This is a genomic window from Leisingera sp. SS27 (assembly GCF_028368855.1).
Taxonomy (GTDB): domain Bacteria; phylum Pseudomonadota; class Alphaproteobacteria; order Rhodobacterales; family Rhodobacteraceae; genus Leisingera.
The window spans coordinates 1-19669 of the sequence record NZ_JAQNCY010000015.1; the positions used below are offsets into that span (position 1 = coordinate 1).

Below are 19669 nucleotides of genomic sequence, written 5' to 3' on the forward strand. Positions count from 1 at the left end.
GCCACATGCTGAACACCGATGCCGGCAAGCTGGCTGAACTGGTGGCGCATTTCCGGGTCTCCGGCGGCACCCTGTCCGCCCGCCCGGCCCCGGCAGCGGCCCCCGCCGCCGCCCCGGCCGCCAAGCCCGCGCCGTCGGCGCATGGCGAGGACAACTGGGAGATCGAGGCCAGCCCGGCACCGGCACCGGCAGCTGCCGCCAGCAGCGGCAATGCCGCCCGCGATCTCTGGCAGGATTTCTAAAAAACAACAGAAGGCGCCGCAAAAAAAACGCGGCGCCTTCAGATTATGGCAACCTGTGCCTGCAAATCTGAGGGCACTGCAACTTGACGGGGGGACTCCATTGCCTTCGCGTAACTTATTGATAATTACCACGGACCGGAACTTTGCCCGCACGCTGCAAGGTTACATGGAGTCCGCCTACCCCGGCATGAAAGTGCTTTTGGCCAATAACCTGATGATGGCCTATAATCAGGCGGAAGCCGCACAGCCGGTTTTTGCCTTTGTCGAGGACGGGTTCACCAAACTGCCCGAATTTGAAATGATGATGGCGCTGTTCTCTGCCATGGATACCCGCTGGGTTTCCGTGATGGAAACCCAAGGTGCCACACCGGCCCGCAAATCCTCACCGCTTCTGGATGTCGGTGCGGGTATTTTCGAACTGACCAAATCAGACCACCCGAGCCAGTTCGCCCAGTATTTGGACATGATGCTGAATGCGCCGCGCCGCAGTGCCCGCGCTGCCGCAAGCACATCTGCAGCAAGCCCTTCCACAACGGCTGCCAGCGTCAAGAAGCTGATTCTGATCGGGTCTTCGACAGGCGGCGTGGAAGCGCTGCGCAATGTTCTGGTCGGCTTTCCGTTCGATTGTCCGCCGACCCTGATCGTGCAGCATACCGGCAAGAACTTCGGTTCCGGGCTGGTTTCGCTGCTGGACCGTATCTGCCCAGCCCGCGTGCGTGCGGCCGAAGACGGAATCACGCTGGAACCGGGTCACGTCTATATTGCCGCCGGCCAGCGCAGGCACATGGGGCTGACCAGCCGCAAGCCGCTGCGCCTGCGGATGAAGGAAGGCCCGGATATTTCCGGCCACACCCCCTCTGTTGACGCTCTGTTCACCTCTGCCGTGCCATATGGGAAGGACGTCGTTGCCACCATTCTGACCGGCATGGGCCAGGACGGTGCCAGGGGACTGCTGGAACTGCGAAAGGCCGGCGCCAAGACCTTTGCGCAGGATGAAAAATCCTCAGTGGTCTACGGCATGCCCCGGGTGGCCTGGGAAATGGGGGCCGCCCAGCAGCAGGTGCCTCTGGCCCGGATGGCCAATACACTACTACAGGCCAGCAAGGTCTGATCGAACCGCAGGAAGGACCTGACTTTGACTACTGTTTTCGCCAATTCGAAATCCGTTACGGTTCTGCAAGGGGAATACCGGGTGAGCACGGATCCGAAGATCATGTTCTCCACGGTCCTTGGTTCGTGCATTGCTGCGTGCATTTATGATCCGGAAAATGGTGTAGGCGGGATGAATCATTTCCTGTTGGCCAACGCCCGCCAGGGCGGAGCGGCCAATGCCCGTTACGGCGTCCACGCAATGGAACTTCTGATCAACGGAATTCTCAAAAAAGGCGCCATCCGCTCCAACCTGAAAGCCAAGGTGTTCGGGGGGGCCAAAATGTCCGCAAATCTTTCGGACATCGGTGCGGCCAACACCGAGTTTGTCCAGCAGTTCCTGCGCGACGAAGGCATTCCCTGCGTCTCGTCCAGTGTTGGCGGCACCTCTGCCCGCAGGGTGCGGTTTCACGCCTGTTCCGGTGCGGCCCAGCAAACCCATGTGAAGGATGACCGCAAACTTGGCGAACTGGAGCAGCGCGCGGCGGCACGCCCGGCGCCAGCACCCGTTCCGGCGGCCGGCGCCGCACCTGCCGGGGTCGTCGATCTGTTCTGACCTTCCAGCAGCTCCGCCGGCCAGATGGTGGAGCTGCATGGAAATACCGTTTGCCCGCGCACGGCGTCAGCGGTAGTTCCTTAGGGGATATGAGCGCAAACCTGGCCTCCATTCTGAACGCATTGGCCTCGCCGGTTTTCCGGCGGAGCCTTGCTGCTGCCGGGGTATTGCTCCTCGGCGCGGCCGATCCGCTGCAGGCCGGGATTACCGTTTTTGCCGCCGCCAGCACCAAAACCGCATTGGATGAAGCCGCGGCATCTTATCAAGCGGGCACCGGCCGGGATGTCACGCTCTCCTATGCTGGTTCGCCCGCCCTGGCCCGGCAGATCCAGCTGGGCGCGCCGGCGGATGTGTTCATTTCGGCCAACCCTGGCTGGATGGATGTCCTGCAGCAAGAAGGTCTTATCGATGACACCTCGCGCCTGGATTTGCTGGCGAACCGGCTGGTTCTGATCGCGCATGGCCGCAAGATGCCTGCGCTGGACCTGGAAACCGCCGATCTGGCCGGGCTGCTGGGCGAGGGCCGCCTTGCCATGGCTCTGGTCGACGCGGTGCCTGCAGGCATCTATGGCAAGGCTGCGCTGACCGCTCTGGGGCAATGGCCCGCGGTCGCACCGAGAGTAGCGCAAACCGCCAACGTGCGCGCGGCGCTGGCACTGGTTGCCTCCGGTGAGGCGCAGATGGGGGTGGTTTATGCCACCGATGCCCGTGCAGAACCCGGCGTCTCAGTCCTTGCCGCCTTTCCGGACGACAGCCACCCGCCAATCCTTTACCCAGCTGCAACGGTCGCGGATGGCAACATGGCTGAGGCCGGGGCATTTCTGGACTACTTGCAAAGCCGCGCAGCCAGAGAGATTTTTGTTCAGCACGGGTTCGGAGTGCCGGAGCGGTGAGCGCTGAGACCGCATGGCTGGGACCCGAAGAGTGGCAGGCGGTTATGCTGTCGCTGCGGGTTTCGATCTGGGCAACTCTGGCGGCACTGCCGCTTGCGGTGTTTGTCGCCTATGCGCTGGCGCGCTGGCAGTTTCCCGGCAAGCAGATCATCAACAGTCTGGTGCACCTGCCGCTGATCCTGCCGCCAGTGGTGACTGGTTATCTGCTCCTGATGGTCTTTGGCACCAAGGGGCCGATTGGAGGAGCGCTGCAACAGATCGGCATCGTCTTCGCCTTCCGTTGGACCGGAGCAGCGCTGGCGGCGGCCATCATGGCTTTTCCTCTGATGGTGCGGGCGATCCGCCTGTCGGTGGAGGCCGTGGACCCCAAACTGGAGCAGGCCGCCGCAACATTGGGCGCATCCCGCCTGATGTGCTTTGCCACCATCACCCTGCCGATGATCCTGCCCGGGCTGATTGCTGGTGCGGTGCTGGGCTTTGCCAAGGCGATGGGTGAATTTGGCGCCACCATCACTTTTGTCTCCAGCATTCCCGGGCAAACCCAGACACTGCCCTCAGCGATTTACACGTTTTTGCAGGTGCCTGGCGGCGAAACTGCCGCGCTGCGGTTGACCTTGGTCTCGATTGCGATTGCCCTGACCGCTCTGCTGCTGTCGGAACTGCTGGCGCGGCGGGCCGCTGACCGGGCGGGGGGACACTGATGCTGACCGTATCGCTGCAACATGCACTCCCGGGATTTGGCCTGAATGTGCAATTTGAGGCACCGCCAGGCGTCACTGTGCTGTTCGGCCGCTCCGGCACCGGCAAGACAACAGTCATACAGACGGTGGCGGGGCTGCTCCGGCCGGACCAGGGCAGCGTGGCACTGGAGGGTGAAGTGCTTTGCGACACCAGCCAGGGGAAATGGCTGCCGCCGCACAAGCGCCGCATGGGCTATGTGTTTCAGGAAGGGCGGCTGTTCCCGCATCTGACGGTGCGGCAAAATCTGCTGTTCGGGCAATGGTTTGCGCCGCGGGATGCCAAGCGTGAAAGCCTGGACAAAGTGGTGGACCTTCTGGGCATCGGCCCGCTGCTGCAGCGCCGTCCCGGCCGGTTGTCCGGCGGCGAGAAGCAGCGGGTCGCCATCGGCCGGGCGCTGCTGGCCGCACCGCGGATGATCCTGGCGGATGAACCGCTGTCGGCTCTGGATGAGGCCCGCAAAGCGGAAATCCTGCCCTATTTCGAGCGCCTGAGGGATGAGATCGGCATTCCGATGCTCTATGTCAGCCATTCCGCCGCCGAGGTTGCCCGGCTGGCAACCACCGTTGTTGTGCTTCAGGACGGCAAGGTGCAGCGGCAAGGCACCGCGGCGGAGGTTCTGGGCGACTCCGCAGTCATGCCCGCTGGCGTCCGTGCCGCAGGCGCCTTGCTGCAGGCACGGGTTGCCCGGCACCACAGCGACGGGCTGACGGAACTGGATGCAGGCGGCGTGCCGCTGTTCCTGCCGCAAGTTGCTAAGGCACCCGGCAGCGTTGTCCGGATCAGGATCTCGGCCCATGAGGTGATCCTGTCGCGTCAGCGCCCCGAAGGGCTGTCAGCGCTCAATATCCTGCCAGGCACGGTCGAACATATCCGATCCGGCGCTGGCCCGGGCGCCATGGTCTCGCTGACGACGCCGGCGGGGCGGGTGCTGGCGCGCATCACCCGCCGCTCAGCCCGGGCGCTGGGGCTGGAACCAGGTGCAGAATGCCATGCAGTGGTCAAAACCGTATCCATCGCGCCAGAGGATGTTGGCAGCGGCGGCTAGCACCGGTCAGCGTGCCTTCAAAATTACCAAGATAATCCTTCAGGTATTCTTGATACGGAAATAAGTTCGGTTGCGCCGGGCGGGCGGGTATCAATGGTCCAGCACTTCAGCAGGAAAGGCAGCCCATGACCCAACAAACGTACTATGCGCCCGAAGGCGGGCTGCCGCCGCAGACCCAGCTGCTGACCGACCGCGCCATGTTCACCGAAGCTTATGCGGTGATCCCCAAGGGCACGATGAGCGATATCGTGACGAGCCTTTTGCCGTTCTGGGACAAGGCGCGTTTCTGGGTGCTGTCGCGGCCCCTGTCCGGTTTTGCCGAAACCTTCTCGCAGTACATCGCAGAAGTGCAGCCCGGCGGCGGCAGCGACCATCCGGAAACGGAAGCAGGCACCGAGGCTGTGCTGTTCGTAGTGCAGGGCGCCATGACGCTGACCATCGACGGAACCGCGCATGAAATGGAGGAGGGCGGCTATGCCTTCCTGCCGCCGCAGGCCGACTGGAGCCTGCGCAACAACAGCGGCGCACCGGTCCGTTTCCACTGGATCCGCAAGGCCTATCAGCCGGTTGCAGGGCTGGACGCGCCTGAGGCCTTTGTTACCAGCGACAAACACGTCGACCCAACGCCGATGCCGGAAACCGACGACAAATGGGCAACCACACGGTTCGTCGACCCCAATGACCTGCGCCACGACATGCATGTGACCATCGTCACCTTTGAACCCGGCGCGGTGATCCCCTTTGCCGAGACCCATGTGATGGAACATGGCCTCTATGTGCTGGAGGGCAAGGCAGTCTACCGGCTGAACCAGGATTGGGTTGAGGTCGAGGCCGGCGATTACATGTGGCTGCGCGCCTTCTGCCCGCAGGCCTGTTACGCAGGCGGGCCCGGCAAATTCCGTTATCTGCTGTACAAAGACGTGAACCGCCACATGCCGCTGGCACCGCTGCGCTGAGAGGCAAAGAAGCGCCCGGCCCTGATCTGTGCCCGGGCGCTGCCCGGCTGTCAGCCGGGTGGTGTTTCACCTGAGGCGGGTGCCCCTAGCCCATAGGACAGTTTCTGGGCGGCGTCCTTGACCAGGGCGCCGATGCCATTGATGCCGCCATCCGGCATCCGCGCGGTGGGGCCGGAGATCGAGATCCCCGCCAGCACCTCTCCCTGCATGCCAAAAACCGGCGCCGCAACACAGCGCATGCCGGGCGCCTTTTCCTCATCATCAAACGACCAGCCCCGGCTGCGGATCTGCGCCAGATCTTCGTGCAAGGCGTCCGCGGTAGTCAGGGTTTTTTCCGTGAACCGCTCCAGTGTCCGCCCGCGCAGGAAACGGCCCAGCTGATCCTCCCCGAAACAGCTGAGCAGCGCCTTTCCGATGCCGGAGGCATGCATCGGAGAGGTGGTGCCGGGCGGAAAGAAGGCGCGGATCGATTCATGGGTCTCCACCTGGCTTACGAACATCACGTCGCCGCCGCGTTCAATCCCGAGGTTCGATGTCTCACCGGTTGCCTCCATCAGTTCCCGCATTACCGGCCGGGCGCGTTCAATCACGCTGGAACGGCGCAGGAAGGCGGAGCCGAGGCGGAAGGCCATCGCGCCAATATGCCAGGTCTGGCTTTGCGGCTCCATTTCGACGATCTGGCGCGCCTCCAGAGTGGACAATACCCGGTACATGGTGGCTGCCGACTGATCGAGCGCGGAAGAAAGCTCTGTCAGCGTCATGCCGCTGGCCCCGGCCAGCGCGTCCAGCACGTCCAGCGCCCGGTCCAGCGACTGGATGGTGGCCGGCTGGCTGGCAGAATCAAAGCTCTTGGGGCGGCCCTTACGGCGCGGCGGCTGGGGCATTTTCAAGCCTTTCTTGGCGATTCAAGCAGCAGCTTATGGATAATTATGAAAATCACTTCTGTACAGTGAAAAAACTGAACATGCTGTATTTGTTGTGATTTTCCTTGTTTTTCCACTTTTTGAAAGCTTTTTTCAAAAAAATTTCCCTGAGGACGGCTTCCCCTTACAGTGAAGGAAATCGCCACAGGAGGGCACGACATGAGCTTTCAAAATCCGGTTTTCATCCCCGGTCCGACCAATATGCCCGAAGAGCTGCGCAAGGCCGTGGACATGCCGACGCTCGACCACCGCTCGCCGCTGTTCGGCCAGATCCTGCATCCGGCTCTGGCCGGGGTGAAGAAGGTTCTGAAAAGCGAAAGCGCCGAGGTTTTTGTCTTCCCGTCGACCGGAACCGGCGGCTGGGAAACCGCGATCACCAACACGCTGAATGCCGGCGACAAGATCCTGGCCGCCCGCAACGGCATGTTCAGCCACCGCTGGATCGACATGTGCCAGCGCCACGGGCTCGACGTTCAGGTTGTCGAAACCCCCTGGGGCGAAGGCCTGCCGGCGGACCGTTACGAGGAAATCCTGACCGCCGACACCGCACATGAGATCAAAGCGGTTCTGGCGACCCACAACGAGACCGCAACCGGCGTGAAGTCCGACATCGCCGCGGTCCGCCGCGCGCTGGACGCCGCAGGCCACCCGGCGCTGCTGTTTGTTGACGGCGTGTCCTCGATCGCCTCGATGGACTTCCGCATGGATGAGTGGGGCGTCGATATCGCCGTCACCGGCTCGCAAAAGGGTTTCATGCTGCCGCCGGGCCTCGCCATCGTTGGCTTCTCGCCCAAGGCGATGAAGGCAGCCGAAACCGCGACCCTGCCGCGCACCTTCTTTGATATCAAGGATATGGCCAACGGCTATGCCAACAGCGCCTATCCCTACACGCCCTCCGTCGGTTTGCTGAACGGTCTGAACATGGCCTGCGGTATGCTGCTGGACGAAGGGCTGGAGAATGTCTTTGCCCGCCACCACCGGATTGCCGAGGGCGTCCGCGCCGCGGTCCGCGCCTGGGGGCTGGAGCTGTGCGCGGTGTCGCCGGACGTCTACTCCGACAGCGTCAGCGCGATCCGCACGCCCGACGGGTTTGACGCCAATAAATTCGTGAGCCTGGCGGCAGAGAAATACGGCGTCGCCTTCGGCACCGGCCTGGGTGAGGTCGCGGGCAAGGTGTTCCGCATCGGCCATCTGGGCAGCCTGACCGACGTGATGACGCTCTCCGGCATTGCGACCGCAGAAATGGTCATGGCCGACCTGGGCCTGAACATCCAGCTGGGCTCCGGCGTTGCTGCTGCGCAGGACTACTACCGCGGCAACACCGCCTCCAGCACCAAGGCCGCCGCCTGATGAAGGATACCGCTATGTATATCCCGACCTATGAGGACATGCTGGCTGCGCATGAGCGTATCCAGCCCCATATACGCCGCACGCCGGTGCGCACCTCTGCCTACCTGAACGAGCTGACCGGGGCTGAACTGTTCTTCAAATGCGAGAACTTCCAGGAGCCGGGCGCCTTTAAGGTGCGCGGCGCCAGCAACGCGGTGTTCGGGCTCGACGAGGCGCAGGCCGCCAAGGGCGTTGCCACGCATTCCTCGGGCAACCATGCCTCCTGCCTGTCCTACGCGGCGATGCTGCGCGGCATCCCCTGCAACGTGGTCATGCCGCGCACCGCGCCGCAGGCCAAAAAGGACACCGTGCGCCGTTATGGCGGGCGGATCACCGAATGCGAGCCCTCGACCAGCTCGCGCGAGGAGAGTTTTGCCAAGGTGCAGGCTGAAACCGGCGGCGATTTCGTGCATCCCTACAATGACCACAGGGTCATCGCGGGGCAGGGCACCTGCGCCAAGGAATTCGTGGAGCAGACCGATGGCCTCGACATGGTCGTGGCCCCGATCGGCGGCGGCGGCATGATCTCCGGCACCTGCCTGACGCTATCGACGCTGGCGCCGGAAACCCAGGTGATCGCCGCGGAACCGGAGCAGGCGGATGACGCCTACCGCAGCTTCAAGGCCGGTTACATCATCGCCGATGATGCGCCCAAGACCATCGCCGACGGGCTGCTGGTGCCGCTCAAGGAACTGACCTGGCACTTTGTCAGCAACCACGTCAGCGCGATCTACACCGCGTCTGACGCGGAGATCATCGATGCGATGAAACTGATCTGGAAGCACCTGCGCATCGTGATGGAGCCGTCCAGCGCAGTGCCGCTCGCCACCATTCTGAAAAACAAGGACGCCTTCGCGGGCAAACGCGTGGGCCTGATCGTCACCGGCGGCAATGTCGACCTCGACAAGCTGCCCTGGATGAACAGCTGAACTGGGGAATAGAAACATGAACGCACAGACCAAATTCGAAGAGCTTGAAGTCGGCTATGACGTCCCGGCGATCCCGGGCATGGACGAGGCTGACATCCAGACCCCGGCGCTGGTCCTCGACCTGGACGCGCTGGAGCGCAACATCAAGAAGATGGGCGACTATGCCAAGACGCATGGCATGCGCCACCGGGTGCACGGCAAGATGCACAAATCGGTGGATGTGGCCAAGCTGCAGGAACGCCTTGGCGGCGCGGTTGGCGTCTGCTGCCAGAAGGTGTCAGAGGCTGAGGTCTTTGCCCGCGGCGGCATCAAGGACGTACTGGTTTCCAACCAGGTGCGCGACACGCAAAAAATCGACCGTCTGGCCCGCCTGCCCAAGCTGGGCGCCCGCACCATTGTCTGCGTCGATGATCTGGACAACGTGGCCGATCTGTCGGCAGCGGCGCAGAAACACGGCACTGAGTTGGAAGTCTTTGTTGAGATCGACTGCGGCGCCGGCCGCTGCGGCGTGACCACGACTGAGGCGGTTGTCGAGATCGCCAAGGCCGTGAACGCGGCAGAGAACCTCAAGTTCTCCGGCATCCAGGCCTATCAGGGCGCGATGCAGCACATGGACAGCTATGAGGATCGCAAGGCCAAGCTGGACATCGCCATCGCACAAGTGGCCGATGCAGTTGAGGGCCTGAAGGCCGAAGGCATCGCCTGCGAGCTGGTTTCCGGCGGCGGCACCGGCTCCTACTACTTTGAATCGAACTCCGGCGTTTACAACGAATTGCAGTGCGGCTCCTACGCTTTCATGGACGCGGATTATGGCCGCATTCTGGACAAGGACGGCAACCGGATCGACCAGGGCGAATGGGAAAACGCTTTCTTCCTCTACACCCAAGTGATGAGCCATGCCAAAGCCGACAAGGCCATCGTGGACGCGGGCCTCAAAGCGCAATCCGTGGACAGCGGCCTGCCTTTCATCTTTGGCCGCGACGACGTGGAATACATCAAATGCTCGGACGAGCACGGTGTGGTCGCTGACCCGAACGGCGCGCTGAAAGTGGGCGACAAGCTGCGCCTGGTGCCCGGCCACTGCGACCCGACCGCCAACGTGCACGACTGGTACGTCGGTGTCCGCAACGGCAAGGTCGAAACCGTCTGGCCCGTCTCGGCCCGCGGCAAGGCCTACTGACCCGAACCATCCCCGAACTGGCGGAGGTGCGCATGCCGCCCTCCGCCGGCTTTTTGCTGAGGAGAACCAGACATGTATATCGTTCCGGAAAAGGAAATAGCAGGGCTGATGACCCGCGAAGCCGCGTTCGATGCGGTCGAGAAAGTCTTTGCCGCCATGGCATCGGGTGATGCCTACAATTTCCCCGTTGTGCGCGAGGCTATCGGCCACGAGGACGCGCTTTACGGATTCAAGGGCGGTTTTGACCGCGCAGGCCTGACGCTGGGCCTCAAGGCCGGCGGCTACTGGCCGAACAACCTGGAAAAGCGCGGACTGATCAACCACCAGTCCACCGTTTTCCTGTTCGACCCGGACACCGGCAGGGCAAAGGCGATGGTGGGCGGCAACCTCTTGACCGCGCTGCGCACCGCCGCGGCATCCTCGGTCTCGATCAAGCATCTGGCCCGCAAGGATGCCAAGGTGATCGGCATGATCGGCGCTGGCCACCAGGCCACCTTCCAGCTGCGCGCCGCGCTGGAGCAGCGCCCGTTCGAAAAGGTCATCGGCTGGAACTACCACCCGGACATGCTGCCCAACATCGAAAAGGTGGCGGCAGAAGCTGGCGTGCCGTTTGAAGCAGTGGACCTCCCCGGCATGGCTGAAGCGGATGTGATCATCTCCATCACATCAGCCTTTGCACCGTCGCTGATGGCCGATCACGTCAGCCCGGGCACCCACATCGCCTGCATGGGCACCGATACAAAAGGCAAGCAGGAGGTCGAGGCCGAATTGCTGGTCAAGGCGGATGTGTTCACCGATGAGGTGGCGCAATCCATCTCCATCGGCGAGGCGCAGCACGCGGTGGCCCAGGGTCTGATTCAGGAAACCGACGTGGCCCAAATCGGCGCGGTGATCAACGGCACCAACCCGGGCCGCACCTCGGACGATCAGATCACCCTGTTCGACGGCACCGGCGTCGGCCTGCAGGATCTGGCCGTGGCAGCCTCAGTCGTTGATCTGGCAGTGGCGCGGGGCATCGCGATTGAGGTCGACTTCTAAGCCCCAGCCAGAAACACATTCTGCAAATATCCGCATAGCGGAGCGGCGGGAGAGAGGTGTACCTCTCTCCTGTTTTCATTTGGAGGATACCAAGATGTTTCTGGGCCTGAGCCTGCTAGTCGTCGGGGTGGTGCTTTGCCTGAACGGCATCTGGCAATTCGGCCTTATCGAAGACAGGGAAATCTGCCTGATCAACTTTACCGCCGCCGCCGTCTTTTTTGCCATCGTCCTGCTGATCGCGCTTGCAGCGCAGCAGCCGTCCGGCCTGCTGGACGCAGGCATGACGCTGCTGTTCGGCACCACATACCTGTGGGTAGGCTACAACCGCCTGGTGCCGTCCAGCGGCGCGGGGCTGGGCTGGTTCAGCGGTTTTGTGGCGCTGACCGCAGCACCGATGGTGCTGCGGGTGCTGCTGCAGGCGGACGGGCTGTTCGATGTCTGGCTGGCCGCCTGCTGGGCCGCGTGGTCAGGTCTGTGGTTCCTGTTCTTCCTGAACCTCGCCCTCAACCGTGGCAATCCCCGGCTGACAGCCTTTGCAACGCTAATTTGCGGTATCTTCACCGGCTGGCTGCCGGGGCTTGCGGTCCTGCACGGGTTGGCCGGCTGACCAAACAGAAAAGCCGGCCCGTATCAGGCCGGCTGTCTTGTTTTCATAAACAGAACCGAAGCCGGGATCAGGCGCGGTCCTCATGCGGCAGCGAGCCTTTGCCATGGCCGCTCATCCCGCCCGAGACTTCCTCGGTGGCCTCATCCGCCAGCTCCTCCGGCAGGATCAGGTTCAGCACAATGGCGATCAGCGCGGCCGGCAGAATGCCCGAGGCGGCCAGGATGCGCAGGGTATCGGGCAGATACTGCAGCGCGTTCGGCGACCCCGGTTTCAGGTTCATCACCTCCAGCTGCAGGCCAAAGCCGATCGACAGCGCAATGGCGAAGATCACCATGTTGCGGCGGTTCCAGACCACATCCGACAGCATCGAGACACCGGCAGAGACCACCATCCCGAACATCACGATCACGCCGCCGCCCAGAACCTCGATCGGGATGGTGCGGATCACCGCGCCGACCTTGGGGATCAGGCCGCAAATGATCAGGAAGATCGCGCCGATGGTGACCACATGGCGGCTCATCACGCCGGTCATGGCAATCAGGCCAACGTTCTGGCTGAAGGAGGTGTTGGGCAATCCGCCGAACAGGCCGGCAATGGCTGTGCCGACACCATCAGCATAGGTCGCGCCCTGGATTTCTTTGTCGGTCGCCTCGCGGCCCGCGCCGCCCTTGGTGATGCCGCTGACATCGCCAACGGTTTCCACGGCGCTGACAAAGGACATCAGGCAAAAGCCGATTACTGCTGCCGTGGTGATTTCAATGCCGTATTTGAACGGGTTCGGCAGGCCGAAGGCAGCCGCGCGCTCCCAGCTCTGGCCGATGCCTTCAAAGGTGACGAGGCCAAAGAACATCGCGTAGACATAGCCGACCAGGATGCCGATCAGCACTGCCGACACCGACAGCATGCCGCGGGCAAAGAACTTGAGCCCCAGGGTCGAGAAGATCACCACCAGCGCCACCGACCAGTTCAGCAGGCTGCCGTATTCTTCCTTGCCAAAGGCCTTGGCCGGCACGCCGCCAGCTGCATATTCAATGCCGACGCGCACCAGGTAGAGACCGATCATCAGGACCACCAGACCGGTGACCAATGGCGGCAGGGCAAAGCGGATGCGGCCGATTACGGTGCCAAGGGCTGCATGGAACAGACCGCCCACCAGCACCCCGCCAAAGATCGCGGGCAGGGCTTCAACACCTTTGCCCGCCACAAGCGGAATCATGATCGGGATAAAGGCAAAGCTGGTGCCCTGCACAATCGGCAGCCGGGCGCCCACGGGTCCCATGCCGATGGACTGGAACAGCGTGGCGATACCGGCGAACAGCATCGACATCTGGATCAGATAGCTCATATCCGGGAAACCCTGCGCGCCTGCATCAGACCCGAAGCCGAATCCGGCGGCACCGGAAATGATGATGGCGGGCGTGATGTTTGATACGAACATCGCCAGCACATGCTGAATGCCCAGCGGCACTGCCGTCATCAGGGGCGGGGTGTAGTTCGGATCGCGCAGCTGCGCAGGCGTCCCGATGGAAGTGTCGGCCATGAATATCTCCTGTTGGTCATGGGGATCTTGCCGCTTCTTGTTTTTTGCTGGCGGCTTCGGGGGGCCGTGGTCAGTCTGCGACCACGGTAAAAGGCTCCTTGAACCAGTGTTCTTCGAGGTTGGGGGAGGTGCCGATCCGGTCGACAACAATGTACTGGCCAGGCGCGCCAAGGGGGGCGAGCACCCCGTGCCAGGTGCCGCGGTGCAGGTTGATGGACTGGCCAGGCTGGCTGATAAACGCCTGCAGATTGACCGGCGCACCGCCGTCGTCATCCGCCACCACCACCAGCATCGGCACCCCGCTGACCGGCACAAAAGCCTGGCTGCCCTCCGGGTGCCGCTCCACCATGTCGACCTTGCAGGGCAGATGCCGGGCCTTGGCGTCAAACAGGCTGATGCCGGCCCGGCCATCCGGCCCGAAGTCCAGGGAGGCGCGGTCGTGGTGACGCCCGCACATGCCCTGATTGATGATCTTGTCCGGCGCGCCGGTGACTTCAATGACGTCGCCAAAGGCAGCAAAAGCCTCTGCCGTCAGCGGCGCGGCGGTGATCCAGCGGCTCATGGCAGCAGGTCCAGCAGCCGGAACTGGGCAATGCGTTCCACCTGGCGGCAGGCCTCATCGAACTCGGTCTCCCGGTCGTTATGGATGCGGCGGCGGAAGGCCTCCATGATCGACGCTTTGTTGTGATCCCGCACCGCGATGATGAAGGGGAAGCCGTGTTTCTGCACATACTCGGTGTTGAGCCGGGTAAAGGTCTCGCGCTCCTCATCAGTCAGCATATCCAGGCCGGCGCTCGATTGTTCCGAGGTGCTTTCGGCTGTCAGACGGCCAGCAGCGGCCAGCTTGCCGGCCAGATCCGGGTGCGCGGTCAGCACGCCCAGGCGCTCGTCCTCGCTGGAGGTGCGGAAAATCCGGCACAGCGCGTTGTGGACGCCCGACGCGCAGTCATGCGCCGGGCCCAGCTCCAGATCAAAGGCGCGGTCCGCAATCCAGGGCGAATGTTCGAAGATGGAGCCGAATTCGGACACGAACGCCTCACGCTCCATTTGGCTGGGGCGTTCGCGCTTCACCGGCGGATGGGTTTCCGCCCAATGTTCAGCAATGTCGATCCGCCGCGGGCACCAGACGCCCTCGAACCCCTGGATATACTCAATGAACCGTTTGAGCCCCGCAATCTTGCCCGGACGCCCGACCAGACGGCAATGCAGGCCGATGGTCATCATCTTCGGCGCGCCGGCCTCGCCCTCTGCATAGATCACGTCAAAGGCATCCTTCAGATACTGGAAGAAATGCTCGCCGGTGATCCAGCCCGGCGAATTGGCGAACCGCATGTCATTGGCTTCCAGCGTGTAAGGGATGATCAGCTGATCGCGCCCGCCGGTTTCCAGCCAATAGGGCAGGTCGTCGTCATAGGTGTCGGAGATGTAATCAAAGCCGCCTTCTTCGGCCACCAGCCGCACCGTGCTGGCGCTGCAGCGCCCGGTGTACCAGCCGCGCGGGCGGGTGCCCGTCACCTCTGTATGCAAACGCACGGCTTCTGCAATCGCGGCGCGCTCCTCCTCCTCTGCCATATCCTTGTGCTCGACCCATTTCAGGCCGTGGCTGGCAATCTCCCAGTCCGCGTCCTTCATCGCCTGCACCTGTTCAGGGCTGCGGGCCAAGGCGGTGGCAACGCCGTAAATTGTCAGCGGAATACCCGCGCCGGTGAACAGCCGGTGCAGCCGCCAGAAGCCTGCGCGCGACCCGTATTCATAGACCGACTCCATGTTCCAATGGCGCTGCCCGGGCCATTGCGTGGCGCCGGGAATGTCGGAAAGAAACGCCTCAGAGGCCGCATCCCCGTGCAGGATGCAGTTCTCGCCGCCTTCTTCATAGTTCAGAACAAATTGCACGGCGGCCTTGGCCCCATTGGGCCACTGCGGGTCAGGTGCGGCAGCACCGTATCCGCGCAAGTCACGAGGATAGCGCGTCACGTCAGGTCTCCTGTCTTTTGTTCCTTATAGAACAGAATAATCCGGGCAGGCTTTCAGTAAATTTTTGAAAGAACTTTTTGACTCTTGCCGCTGTATGGGGCGGGCTGAACCAAGCATACCTAAGGAAACAGATTTGACAGGAGGCTGAAATGGCCGGATTTCTGACAACCCATGTGCTGGATACCGCCCGCGGCTGCCCCGCGGAAGGGCTGAAGATCGACCTTTACCGGATCGAAGGCAACGCGCGCATCCATCTGCGCAGCCTGACCACCAATGACGACGGACGCACCGACGAGCAGATCCTGCCCGCAGGCGAATTTGCCACCGGCACCTATGAACTGGTGTTCCACGCCGGCGGCTATCTGCGCGCCACCGGCCAGGCCGGCGCCGACCCGCTGTTCCTGGACGAGGTGCCGCTGCGCTTCGGCATGAGCGAGGCAGACAGCCACTATCACGTGCCGCTCTTGCTGTCGCCCTACGGCTACTCCACCTACCGCGGCAGCTGAGCCGCACACCCCAGGATACCTCTCCTCCCGCTTGGCATCTGCCGGCGGTTCCCGTCCCGGGCAACCGGGGCGGGCTTTTTCATTCTGAGGGGAGCGATGCCTGGATGTGGTCCACCATGAAATCTATGAACAGCCGCACCTTGGGATCCTGATGGCGGCGGTGGACGTACAGGCAGGCCATCTGGATAGGGATCGGCGGCTCCTCTGCAAGCACCGGCACCAGCTGGCCAGAGGCGAGGTGCTCGGAGATCTCGAACACCGGTTTCAGGATGATCCCGTGCCCGTCCAGCGCCCAGCTGGTCAGCACGTCGCCGTGATCCGATTCAAACGGCCCGGTGACCGTGACCCGTTTCACCCCGTCCTGACTGCGCAGCGGCCATTGAAACTCCGGCGCGCCGGGATAACGCAGGTTCAGGCAGTCATGCGCCTCGGTCTTCAGCTCGTCGCTGGTCTTCGGCTGGCCGCGCTGCCTGATATACTCCGGCGCCGCACACAGTACCCGCGGGCAGTCGGCGATCTTACGGATGCGCAGGTTTGAATCCTCCGGCACGCCCAGAAAAAACGCCGCATCCAGCCCTTCTGCTGCCAGATCCAGCTTGCGGTCCGACAGCCGCAGCCGGATCGAGATCAGCGGATAAGCTTCCTTGAACTTGGGCACCGCCGGCGCAATCAGCCGCTGCCCCAGCCCCAGCGGCGCCGCAACATAGAGCGTGCCGCGCGGCGTTTGGGTGACGCTGCTGATATCCGCCTCTGCCTCATCCACCGCTTCCAGGATCTTGACCGCGCCGTGGTAGAACAGGTTGCCCTGCTCAGTCGGATTAAGCAGCCGCGTGGTGCGCTGGAACAGCCGCACATTCAGGTGATCCTCCAGCTGTGAAATCCGAGACGACGCCACCGCGGCCGAGATCCGCATGTCGCGCGCAGCGGCGGACATGTTGCCAAGTTCATAGACGCGGACAAAGGTGCGGATATTGTCGAGATAGGCCATTCGCGTATTCTTTGTGTTATTTTGAAACAGCTTGGGTTTTTTACCCAATACATGAAAATAACACCATGCTCTAGTCTCGGGTCAAAGCTTATGAGGAGAGAACAATGGAAGAGCTTGTGATCATGTGGGACTGGCTGGGCTTTGCGGTCCGCTGGCTTCATGTCATCACCGCCATTGCCTGGATCGGATCGTCCTTCTACTTCGTCGCGCTGGACCTTGGCCTGCGGAAGGTTCCGCATCTGCCGGTCGGCGCGCATGGTGAGGAATGGCAGGTCCACGGCGGCGGTTTTTACCACATCCAGAAGTATCTGGTGGCCCCGGAGAATATGCCGGATCACCTGATCTGGTTCAAATGGGAAAGCTACGCCACCTGGCTGTCGGGCGCCGGTCTGCTGATGATCGTCTACTGGGCGGGCGGGGAGCTGTATCTGATCGACTCGACCAAGGCTGATCTGGCCCTATGGCAGGGCATCCTGATTTCCGGCGCGTCGCTGACCATCGGCTGGATCGTCTATGACTTCCTGTGCAAATCGCCGCTGGGGGAAAAACCGACCTTCCTTATGGTGCTGCTGTTTGTGCTGCTGGTCGCCATGGGCTGGGGCTACAACCAGATTTTCACTGGCCGCGCGGTGATGCTGCACCTGGGTGCCTTTACGGCTACCATCATGACGGCAAACGTCTTTTTCATCATCATGCCGAACCAGCGCATCGTGGTGAAGGACCTGCAGGAAGGCCGCACGCCGGATGCCAAATACGGCAAGATCGCCAAGCTGCGCTCGACCCACAACAACTACCTGACGCTGCCGGTGGTGTTCCTGATGCTGTCGAACCACTACCCGCTGGCCTTTGCCACCGAGTACAACTGGCTGATCGCGGCGCTGGTGTTCCTGATGGGCGTGACCATCCGCCACTACTTCAACAGCAACCACGCAGGCACCAGCAACCCGACCTGGACGTGGCCGGTGACCGCCATCCTGTTCATCGGCATCATGATCCTGAGCCAGGCACCGCTGCAGCAGGACTCTTACGAAGAATCCGAGGCGCGGGAGCTGACCAAATCCGAGCAAGTGTTTGCCAGCAATCAGCATTTTGAGGACGTGATGAATGTGGTACCGGGCCGCTGCGCCATGTGCCATTCGCGGGAGCCCTACTATGACGGCATCCGCCGCGCGCCCAAGAACGTGCTGCTGGAGACTCCCGCGGATGTGGCGAAATACGCCCGTGACATCTACCTGCAGGCCGGTGCCACCCACGCGATGCCGCCCGCCAACGTCACCTTCATGGAGGACGAGGAGCGCGCCCTGATCCGCCGCTGGTACGGCAGCGCCTCCAAGGATCTGCCGCTGACGCTGGCCGCAAACTGACGCTGTCAGACACTTTCAAACCGATTGGCTCCGCCCCCGTGGCGGGGCCATTTTTCGTCCGGCACCGGGCGTGCACCCCCTGTACACCCCCTGTGCACCGCCAAGGCAGCAAAAAACATGGGAACCTTTCACCGCAGCCGTGCGTTACCCCTGCACAAGGGTGCGCCCAAATGCGCCGGTTCTCCGGGGCTTTCGTCTGTTCAGCCACAGCGCCAATCCCTTCCGGGCACCCTTCCCCAGCAGCACAAGCCGGGGGCTGGCCGTTTGGGACCGCGGCGAAACTGCGGGGGTTTGGACGTTGAAGGAGGAAACACGATGCACAGGAAAACCATCGCCATCGGACTTGCACTCTGCGCCGCTTTGGCCGCCTGCGGGGACACCACCGGCGAGCGGCTGGTCTATGGAGCAGGCGCCGGCGCTGCCGGTGCCGCCGTTCTGGACGGCAACCTGGTGACGGGTGCCGCTGTCGGGGCCGCGGCAAACCTGATCTACTGCCAGGAAAATCCGCACCGCTGCTAATGCGAGAACCCTGGAAACTGAAAAGGCGGGCCAGCGGTGCCCGTCTTTATTGCCGGCTTCAGTTCCCCGCTTCGCTGCGCCGGAAGGCGGCGAGGCCGTGTTTCACCGCATAATCCACAAACAGGCGGATCTTGGGGTCCTGCAGCTTCCGGTGCGGGTAGAGGCAGCCGAAGATGGTCGCCTCAGGCGGGGTGTCCGGCAGCACCTCCACCAGCGCGCCGCTCTGCAGATGCGCGGCGACGTCAAACCGCGGCTTGTTGACGATGCCGCGCCCGTCCAGCGCCCAATTGGTCAGCACGTCGCTGTCATCGGCGTCGTATTTGCCTGAGACCTCCAGCTTGCGCGGTCCTTCCGGCGTAGTCAGCGTCCAGTAATACTCAGGTGAGCGCGGATAGCGCAGCAAAAGGCAGTTGTGGCCGCTCAGCAGATCCTCCGGCAGCTGCGGGGTTCCGTGGCGCTCCAGATACTCCGGCGCGGCGCAGAGCACCCGGGTGCAATCTGCGATCTTGCGCATTTTCAGGGTGGAATCATGCGGGGTGCCGATAAAGAACGCCACATCCAGCCCGTCCGCCAGGATATCGACCTTGCGGTCCGACATCCGCATGCGGATTTCGGTGGCCGGATAGTCCTCGACAAAACCCGGCACCAGCGGCGCGATGATGCGGCGGCCTACACCCAGCGGCGCAGTCACCCGGATCACCCCGCGCGGCGCAGCGGAGAACTGCGAAACAACCGCCTCGGCGTCTTCAATCGATTCGAGAACCTTCTTGGCTTCTGCATAAAACAGCTGCCCGACCTCTGTCGGGGTCAGCGATCTCGTGGTACGGTTGAAGAGACGCACCCCAAGATGCTTTTCAAGTTCCTTGATCCTTTTGCTGGCCACCGCCGGCGTCAGCCGCAGATCCCGCCCGCCAGAGGTGATGCTGCCTAGTTCGACGACTCGGGTAAAGACCCGCAGGGATTCCAGATAAGACATGTTTCACAGACCTTTACGGGGCGCGTTCCCCGCCTGCCAGTCAGTCAGGCAGGCGGCAAAGCACCGGTTCCGGCACCTATTACCGTAACCATTTTCAACAGGGTGTTGAAAGCCTTTCGCGATTGCAGCCGTTAACCGTGGCAGTCAGACAAGG

21 protein-coding genes and 1 pseudogene are annotated in these 19669 nt (G+C 62.7%); 15 read left to right on the forward strand and 7 right to left on the reverse strand.

All coding sequences use genetic code 11. From position 1 onward, the window contains the following. The 7 genes and pseudogenes from N6L27_RS20770 to N6L27_RS20800 form a co-directional block, all read left to right on the forward strand. Positions 1–242 (forward strand): annotated as a pseudogene (locus N6L27_RS20770) (methyl-accepting chemotaxis protein); the annotation flags it as partial. A 166-nt stretch (positions 243–408) separates the two neighbouring features. Next, positions 409–1353, forward strand: coding sequence for a CheB methylesterase domain-containing protein (locus N6L27_RS20775; RefSeq protein WP_271909431.1), 945 nt, complete (start codon positions 409–411; stop codon positions 1351–1353). A gap of 24 nt (positions 1354–1377) precedes the next feature. Continuing rightward, entirely contained in the window at positions 1378–1947 is a 570-nt protein-coding gene (locus N6L27_RS20780; protein ID WP_271909346.1) for a chemotaxis protein CheD, read from the forward strand. 89 nt (positions 1948–2036) lie between these two features. After that, positions 2037–2840 (forward strand): molybdate ABC transporter substrate-binding protein, encoded by an 804-nt coding sequence (gene modA / locus N6L27_RS20785; RefSeq protein ID WP_271909347.1) that lies wholly within the window; start codon positions 2037–2039, stop codon positions 2838–2840. Beyond that, positions 2837–3541: a molybdate ABC transporter permease subunit gene (gene modB, locus N6L27_RS20790; protein WP_271909348.1), complete on the forward strand. Its 705-nt coding sequence runs from the start codon at positions 2837–2839 to the stop codon at positions 3539–3541. Before modA ends, modB begins: the two co-directional genes overlap by 4 nt. After that, on the forward strand, positions 3541–4626 hold the full coding sequence (modC, locus tag N6L27_RS20795) for a molybdenum ABC transporter ATP-binding protein (RefSeq protein WP_271909349.1): 1086 nt from the start codon (positions 3541–3543) through the stop codon (positions 4624–4626). Before modB ends, modC begins: the two co-directional genes overlap by 1 nt. Positions 4627–4751: 125 nt before the next feature. Beyond that, positions 4752–5582: a bifunctional allantoicase/(S)-ureidoglycine aminohydrolase gene (locus N6L27_RS20800; protein WP_271909350.1), complete on the forward strand. Its 831-nt coding sequence runs from the start codon at positions 4752–4754 to the stop codon at positions 5580–5582. 50 nt (positions 5583–5632) lie between these two features. On the opposite strand, the gene bhcR is transcribed toward N6L27_RS20800, so the two are convergent. Beyond that, positions 5633–6466: an HTH-type transcriptional regulator BhcR gene (gene bhcR, locus N6L27_RS20805; RefSeq protein WP_271909351.1), complete on the reverse strand. Its 834-nt coding sequence runs from the start codon at positions 6464–6466 to the stop codon at positions 5633–5635. 2 nt (positions 6467–6468) lie between these two features. Further along, the gene (locus tag N6L27_RS20810; protein ID WP_271909352.1) at positions 6469–6651 is read right to left on the reverse strand and encodes a hypothetical protein; all 183 of its coding nucleotides are present in this window, start codon (positions 6649–6651) and stop codon (positions 6469–6471) included. 13 nt (positions 6652–6664) lie between these two features. Between N6L27_RS20810 and bhcA the strand changes: the two genes are divergently transcribed. The 5 genes from bhcA to N6L27_RS20835 all read left to right on the forward strand — a co-directional run bounded on the left by bhcA (position 6665) and on the right by N6L27_RS20835 (position 11648). Beyond that, on the forward strand, positions 6665–7855 hold the full coding sequence (bhcA, locus tag N6L27_RS20815; protein ID WP_271909353.1) for an L-aspartate--glyoxylate aminotransferase BhcA: 1191 nt from the start codon (positions 6665–6667) through the stop codon (positions 7853–7855). Continuing rightward, positions 7855–8823: a beta-hydroxyaspartate dehydratase BhcB gene (gene bhcB, locus N6L27_RS20820; protein WP_271909354.1), complete on the forward strand. Its 969-nt coding sequence runs from the start codon at positions 7855–7857 to the stop codon at positions 8821–8823. Before bhcA ends, bhcB begins: the two co-directional genes overlap by 1 nt. A 16-nt stretch (positions 8824–8839) precedes the next feature. Next, on the forward strand, positions 8840–10003 hold the full coding sequence (gene bhcC, locus N6L27_RS20825) for a 3-hydroxy-D-aspartate aldolase BhcC (RefSeq protein WP_271909355.1): 1164 nt from the start codon (positions 8840–8842) through the stop codon (positions 10001–10003). 72 nt (positions 10004–10075) lie between these two features. After that, positions 10076–11041, forward strand: coding sequence for an iminosuccinate reductase BhcD (gene bhcD, locus N6L27_RS20830; RefSeq protein ID WP_271909356.1), 966 nt, complete (start codon positions 10076–10078; stop codon positions 11039–11041). Between the two features lie 94 nt (positions 11042–11135). After that, complete coding sequence (locus tag N6L27_RS20835; RefSeq protein ID WP_271909357.1) at positions 11136–11648, forward strand: AmiS/UreI family transporter; 513 nt, start codon at positions 11136–11138, stop codon at positions 11646–11648. A 67-nt stretch (positions 11649–11715) separates the two neighbouring features. Here the strand turns inward: N6L27_RS20835 and N6L27_RS20840 are convergent, their stop codons facing one another. The 3 genes from N6L27_RS20840 to puuE all read right to left on the reverse strand — a co-directional run bounded on the left by N6L27_RS20840 (position 11716) and on the right by puuE (position 15162). Further along, a complete protein-coding gene (locus N6L27_RS20840; protein WP_271909358.1) occupies positions 11716–13188 on the reverse strand; it encodes a uracil-xanthine permease family protein in 1473 nt (490 codons plus the stop codon). 70 nt (positions 13189–13258) lie between these two features. Then, positions 13259–13750 carry an ureidoglycolate lyase gene (locus N6L27_RS20845; RefSeq protein ID WP_271909359.1) on the reverse strand — a complete coding sequence of 164 codons (492 nt, stop codon included), beginning with the start codon at positions 13748–13750 and terminating at the stop codon, positions 13259–13261. Then, entirely contained in the window at positions 13747–15162 is a 1416-nt protein-coding gene (gene puuE, locus N6L27_RS20850) for an allantoinase PuuE (protein WP_271909360.1), read from the reverse strand. Before puuE ends, N6L27_RS20845 begins: the two co-directional genes overlap by 4 nt. Positions 15163–15311: 149 nt before the next feature. Between puuE and uraH the strand changes: the two genes are divergently transcribed. Next, positions 15312–15668 carry a hydroxyisourate hydrolase gene (gene uraH, locus N6L27_RS20855; protein WP_271909361.1) on the forward strand — a complete coding sequence of 119 codons (357 nt, stop codon included), beginning with the start codon at positions 15312–15314 and terminating at the stop codon, positions 15666–15668. 79 nt (positions 15669–15747) lie between these two features. Here the strand turns inward: uraH and N6L27_RS20860 are convergent, their stop codons facing one another. Next, entirely contained in the window at positions 15748–16656 is a 909-nt protein-coding gene (locus N6L27_RS20860; RefSeq protein ID WP_271909362.1) for a LysR family transcriptional regulator, read from the reverse strand. Between the two features lie 104 nt (positions 16657–16760). On the opposite strand from N6L27_RS20860, the gene N6L27_RS20865 reads away from it, so the two are divergent. After that, positions 16761–18020, forward strand: a complete 1260-nt coding sequence (locus N6L27_RS20865) for a urate hydroxylase PuuD (protein ID WP_271909363.1) — start codon at positions 16761–16763, stop codon at positions 18018–18020. Positions 18021–18335: 315 nt separating this feature from the next. Beyond that, positions 18336–18539, forward strand: a complete 204-nt coding sequence (locus N6L27_RS20870; RefSeq protein ID WP_039187230.1) for a hypothetical protein — start codon at positions 18336–18338, stop codon at positions 18537–18539. Between the two features lie 58 nt (positions 18540–18597). Here the strand turns inward: N6L27_RS20870 and N6L27_RS20875 are convergent, their stop codons facing one another. Then, positions 18598–19515: a LysR family transcriptional regulator gene (locus tag N6L27_RS20875; protein ID WP_039187233.1), complete on the reverse strand. Its 918-nt coding sequence runs from the start codon at positions 19513–19515 to the stop codon at positions 18598–18600. Between the last annotated feature and the right edge of the window lie 154 nt (positions 19516–19669).

Excerpts from the sequence above, each read along its gene's own strand:
- bhcD (WP_271909356.1), top strand. The coding sequence starts at position 10,076 with ATGTATATCGTTCCGGAAAAGGAAATAGCAGGGCTGATGACCCGCGAA.
- N6L27_RS20835 (WP_271909357.1), top strand. The coding sequence starts at position 11,136 with ATGTTTCTGGGCCTGAGCCTGCTAGTCGTCGGGGTGGTGCTTTGCCTG.
- uraH (WP_271909361.1), top strand. The coding sequence starts at position 15,312 with ATGGCCGGATTTCTGACAACCCATGTGCTGGATACCGCCCGCGGCTGC.
- modA (WP_271909347.1), top strand. The coding sequence starts at position 2,037 with ATGAGCGCAAACCTGGCCTCCATTCTGAACGCATTGGCCTCGCCGGTT.
- bhcR (WP_271909351.1), bottom strand. The coding sequence starts at position 6,466 with ATGCCCCAGCCGCCGCGCCGTAAGGGCCGCCCCAAGAGCTTTGATTCT.
- bhcA (WP_271909353.1), top strand. The coding sequence starts at position 6,665 with ATGAGCTTTCAAAATCCGGTTTTCATCCCCGGTCCGACCAATATGCCC.
- bhcB (WP_271909354.1), top strand. The coding sequence starts at position 7,855 with ATGAAGGATACCGCTATGTATATCCCGACCTATGAGGACATGCTGGCT.
- bhcC (WP_271909355.1), top strand. The coding sequence starts at position 8,840 with ATGAACGCACAGACCAAATTCGAAGAGCTTGAAGTCGGCTATGACGTC.
- N6L27_RS20800 (WP_271909350.1), top strand. The coding sequence starts at position 4,752 with ATGACCCAACAAACGTACTATGCGCCCGAAGGCGGGCTGCCGCCGCAG.
- N6L27_RS20870 (WP_039187230.1), top strand. The coding sequence starts at position 18,336 with ATGCACAGGAAAACCATCGCCATCGGACTTGCACTCTGCGCCGCTTTG.
- N6L27_RS20845 (WP_271909359.1), bottom strand. The coding sequence starts at position 13,750 with ATGAGCCGCTGGATCACCGCCGCGCCGCTGACGGCAGAGGCTTTTGCT.
- modC (WP_271909349.1), top strand. The coding sequence starts at position 3,541 with ATGCTGACCGTATCGCTGCAACATGCACTCCCGGGATTTGGCCTGAAT.
- N6L27_RS20875 (WP_039187233.1), bottom strand. The coding sequence starts at position 19,515 with ATGTCTTATCTGGAATCCCTGCGGGTCTTTACCCGAGTCGTCGAACTA.
- N6L27_RS20860 (WP_271909362.1), bottom strand. The coding sequence starts at position 16,656 with ATGGCCTATCTCGACAATATCCGCACCTTTGTCCGCGTCTATGAACTT.
- N6L27_RS20865 (WP_271909363.1), top strand. The coding sequence starts at position 16,761 with ATGGAAGAGCTTGTGATCATGTGGGACTGGCTGGGCTTTGCGGTCCGC.
- N6L27_RS20775 (WP_271909431.1), top strand. The coding sequence starts at position 409 with ATGGAGTCCGCCTACCCCGGCATGAAAGTGCTTTTGGCCAATAACCTG.
- N6L27_RS20840 (WP_271909358.1), bottom strand. The coding sequence starts at position 13,188 with ATGGCCGACACTTCCATCGGGACGCCTGCGCAGCTGCGCGATCCGAAC.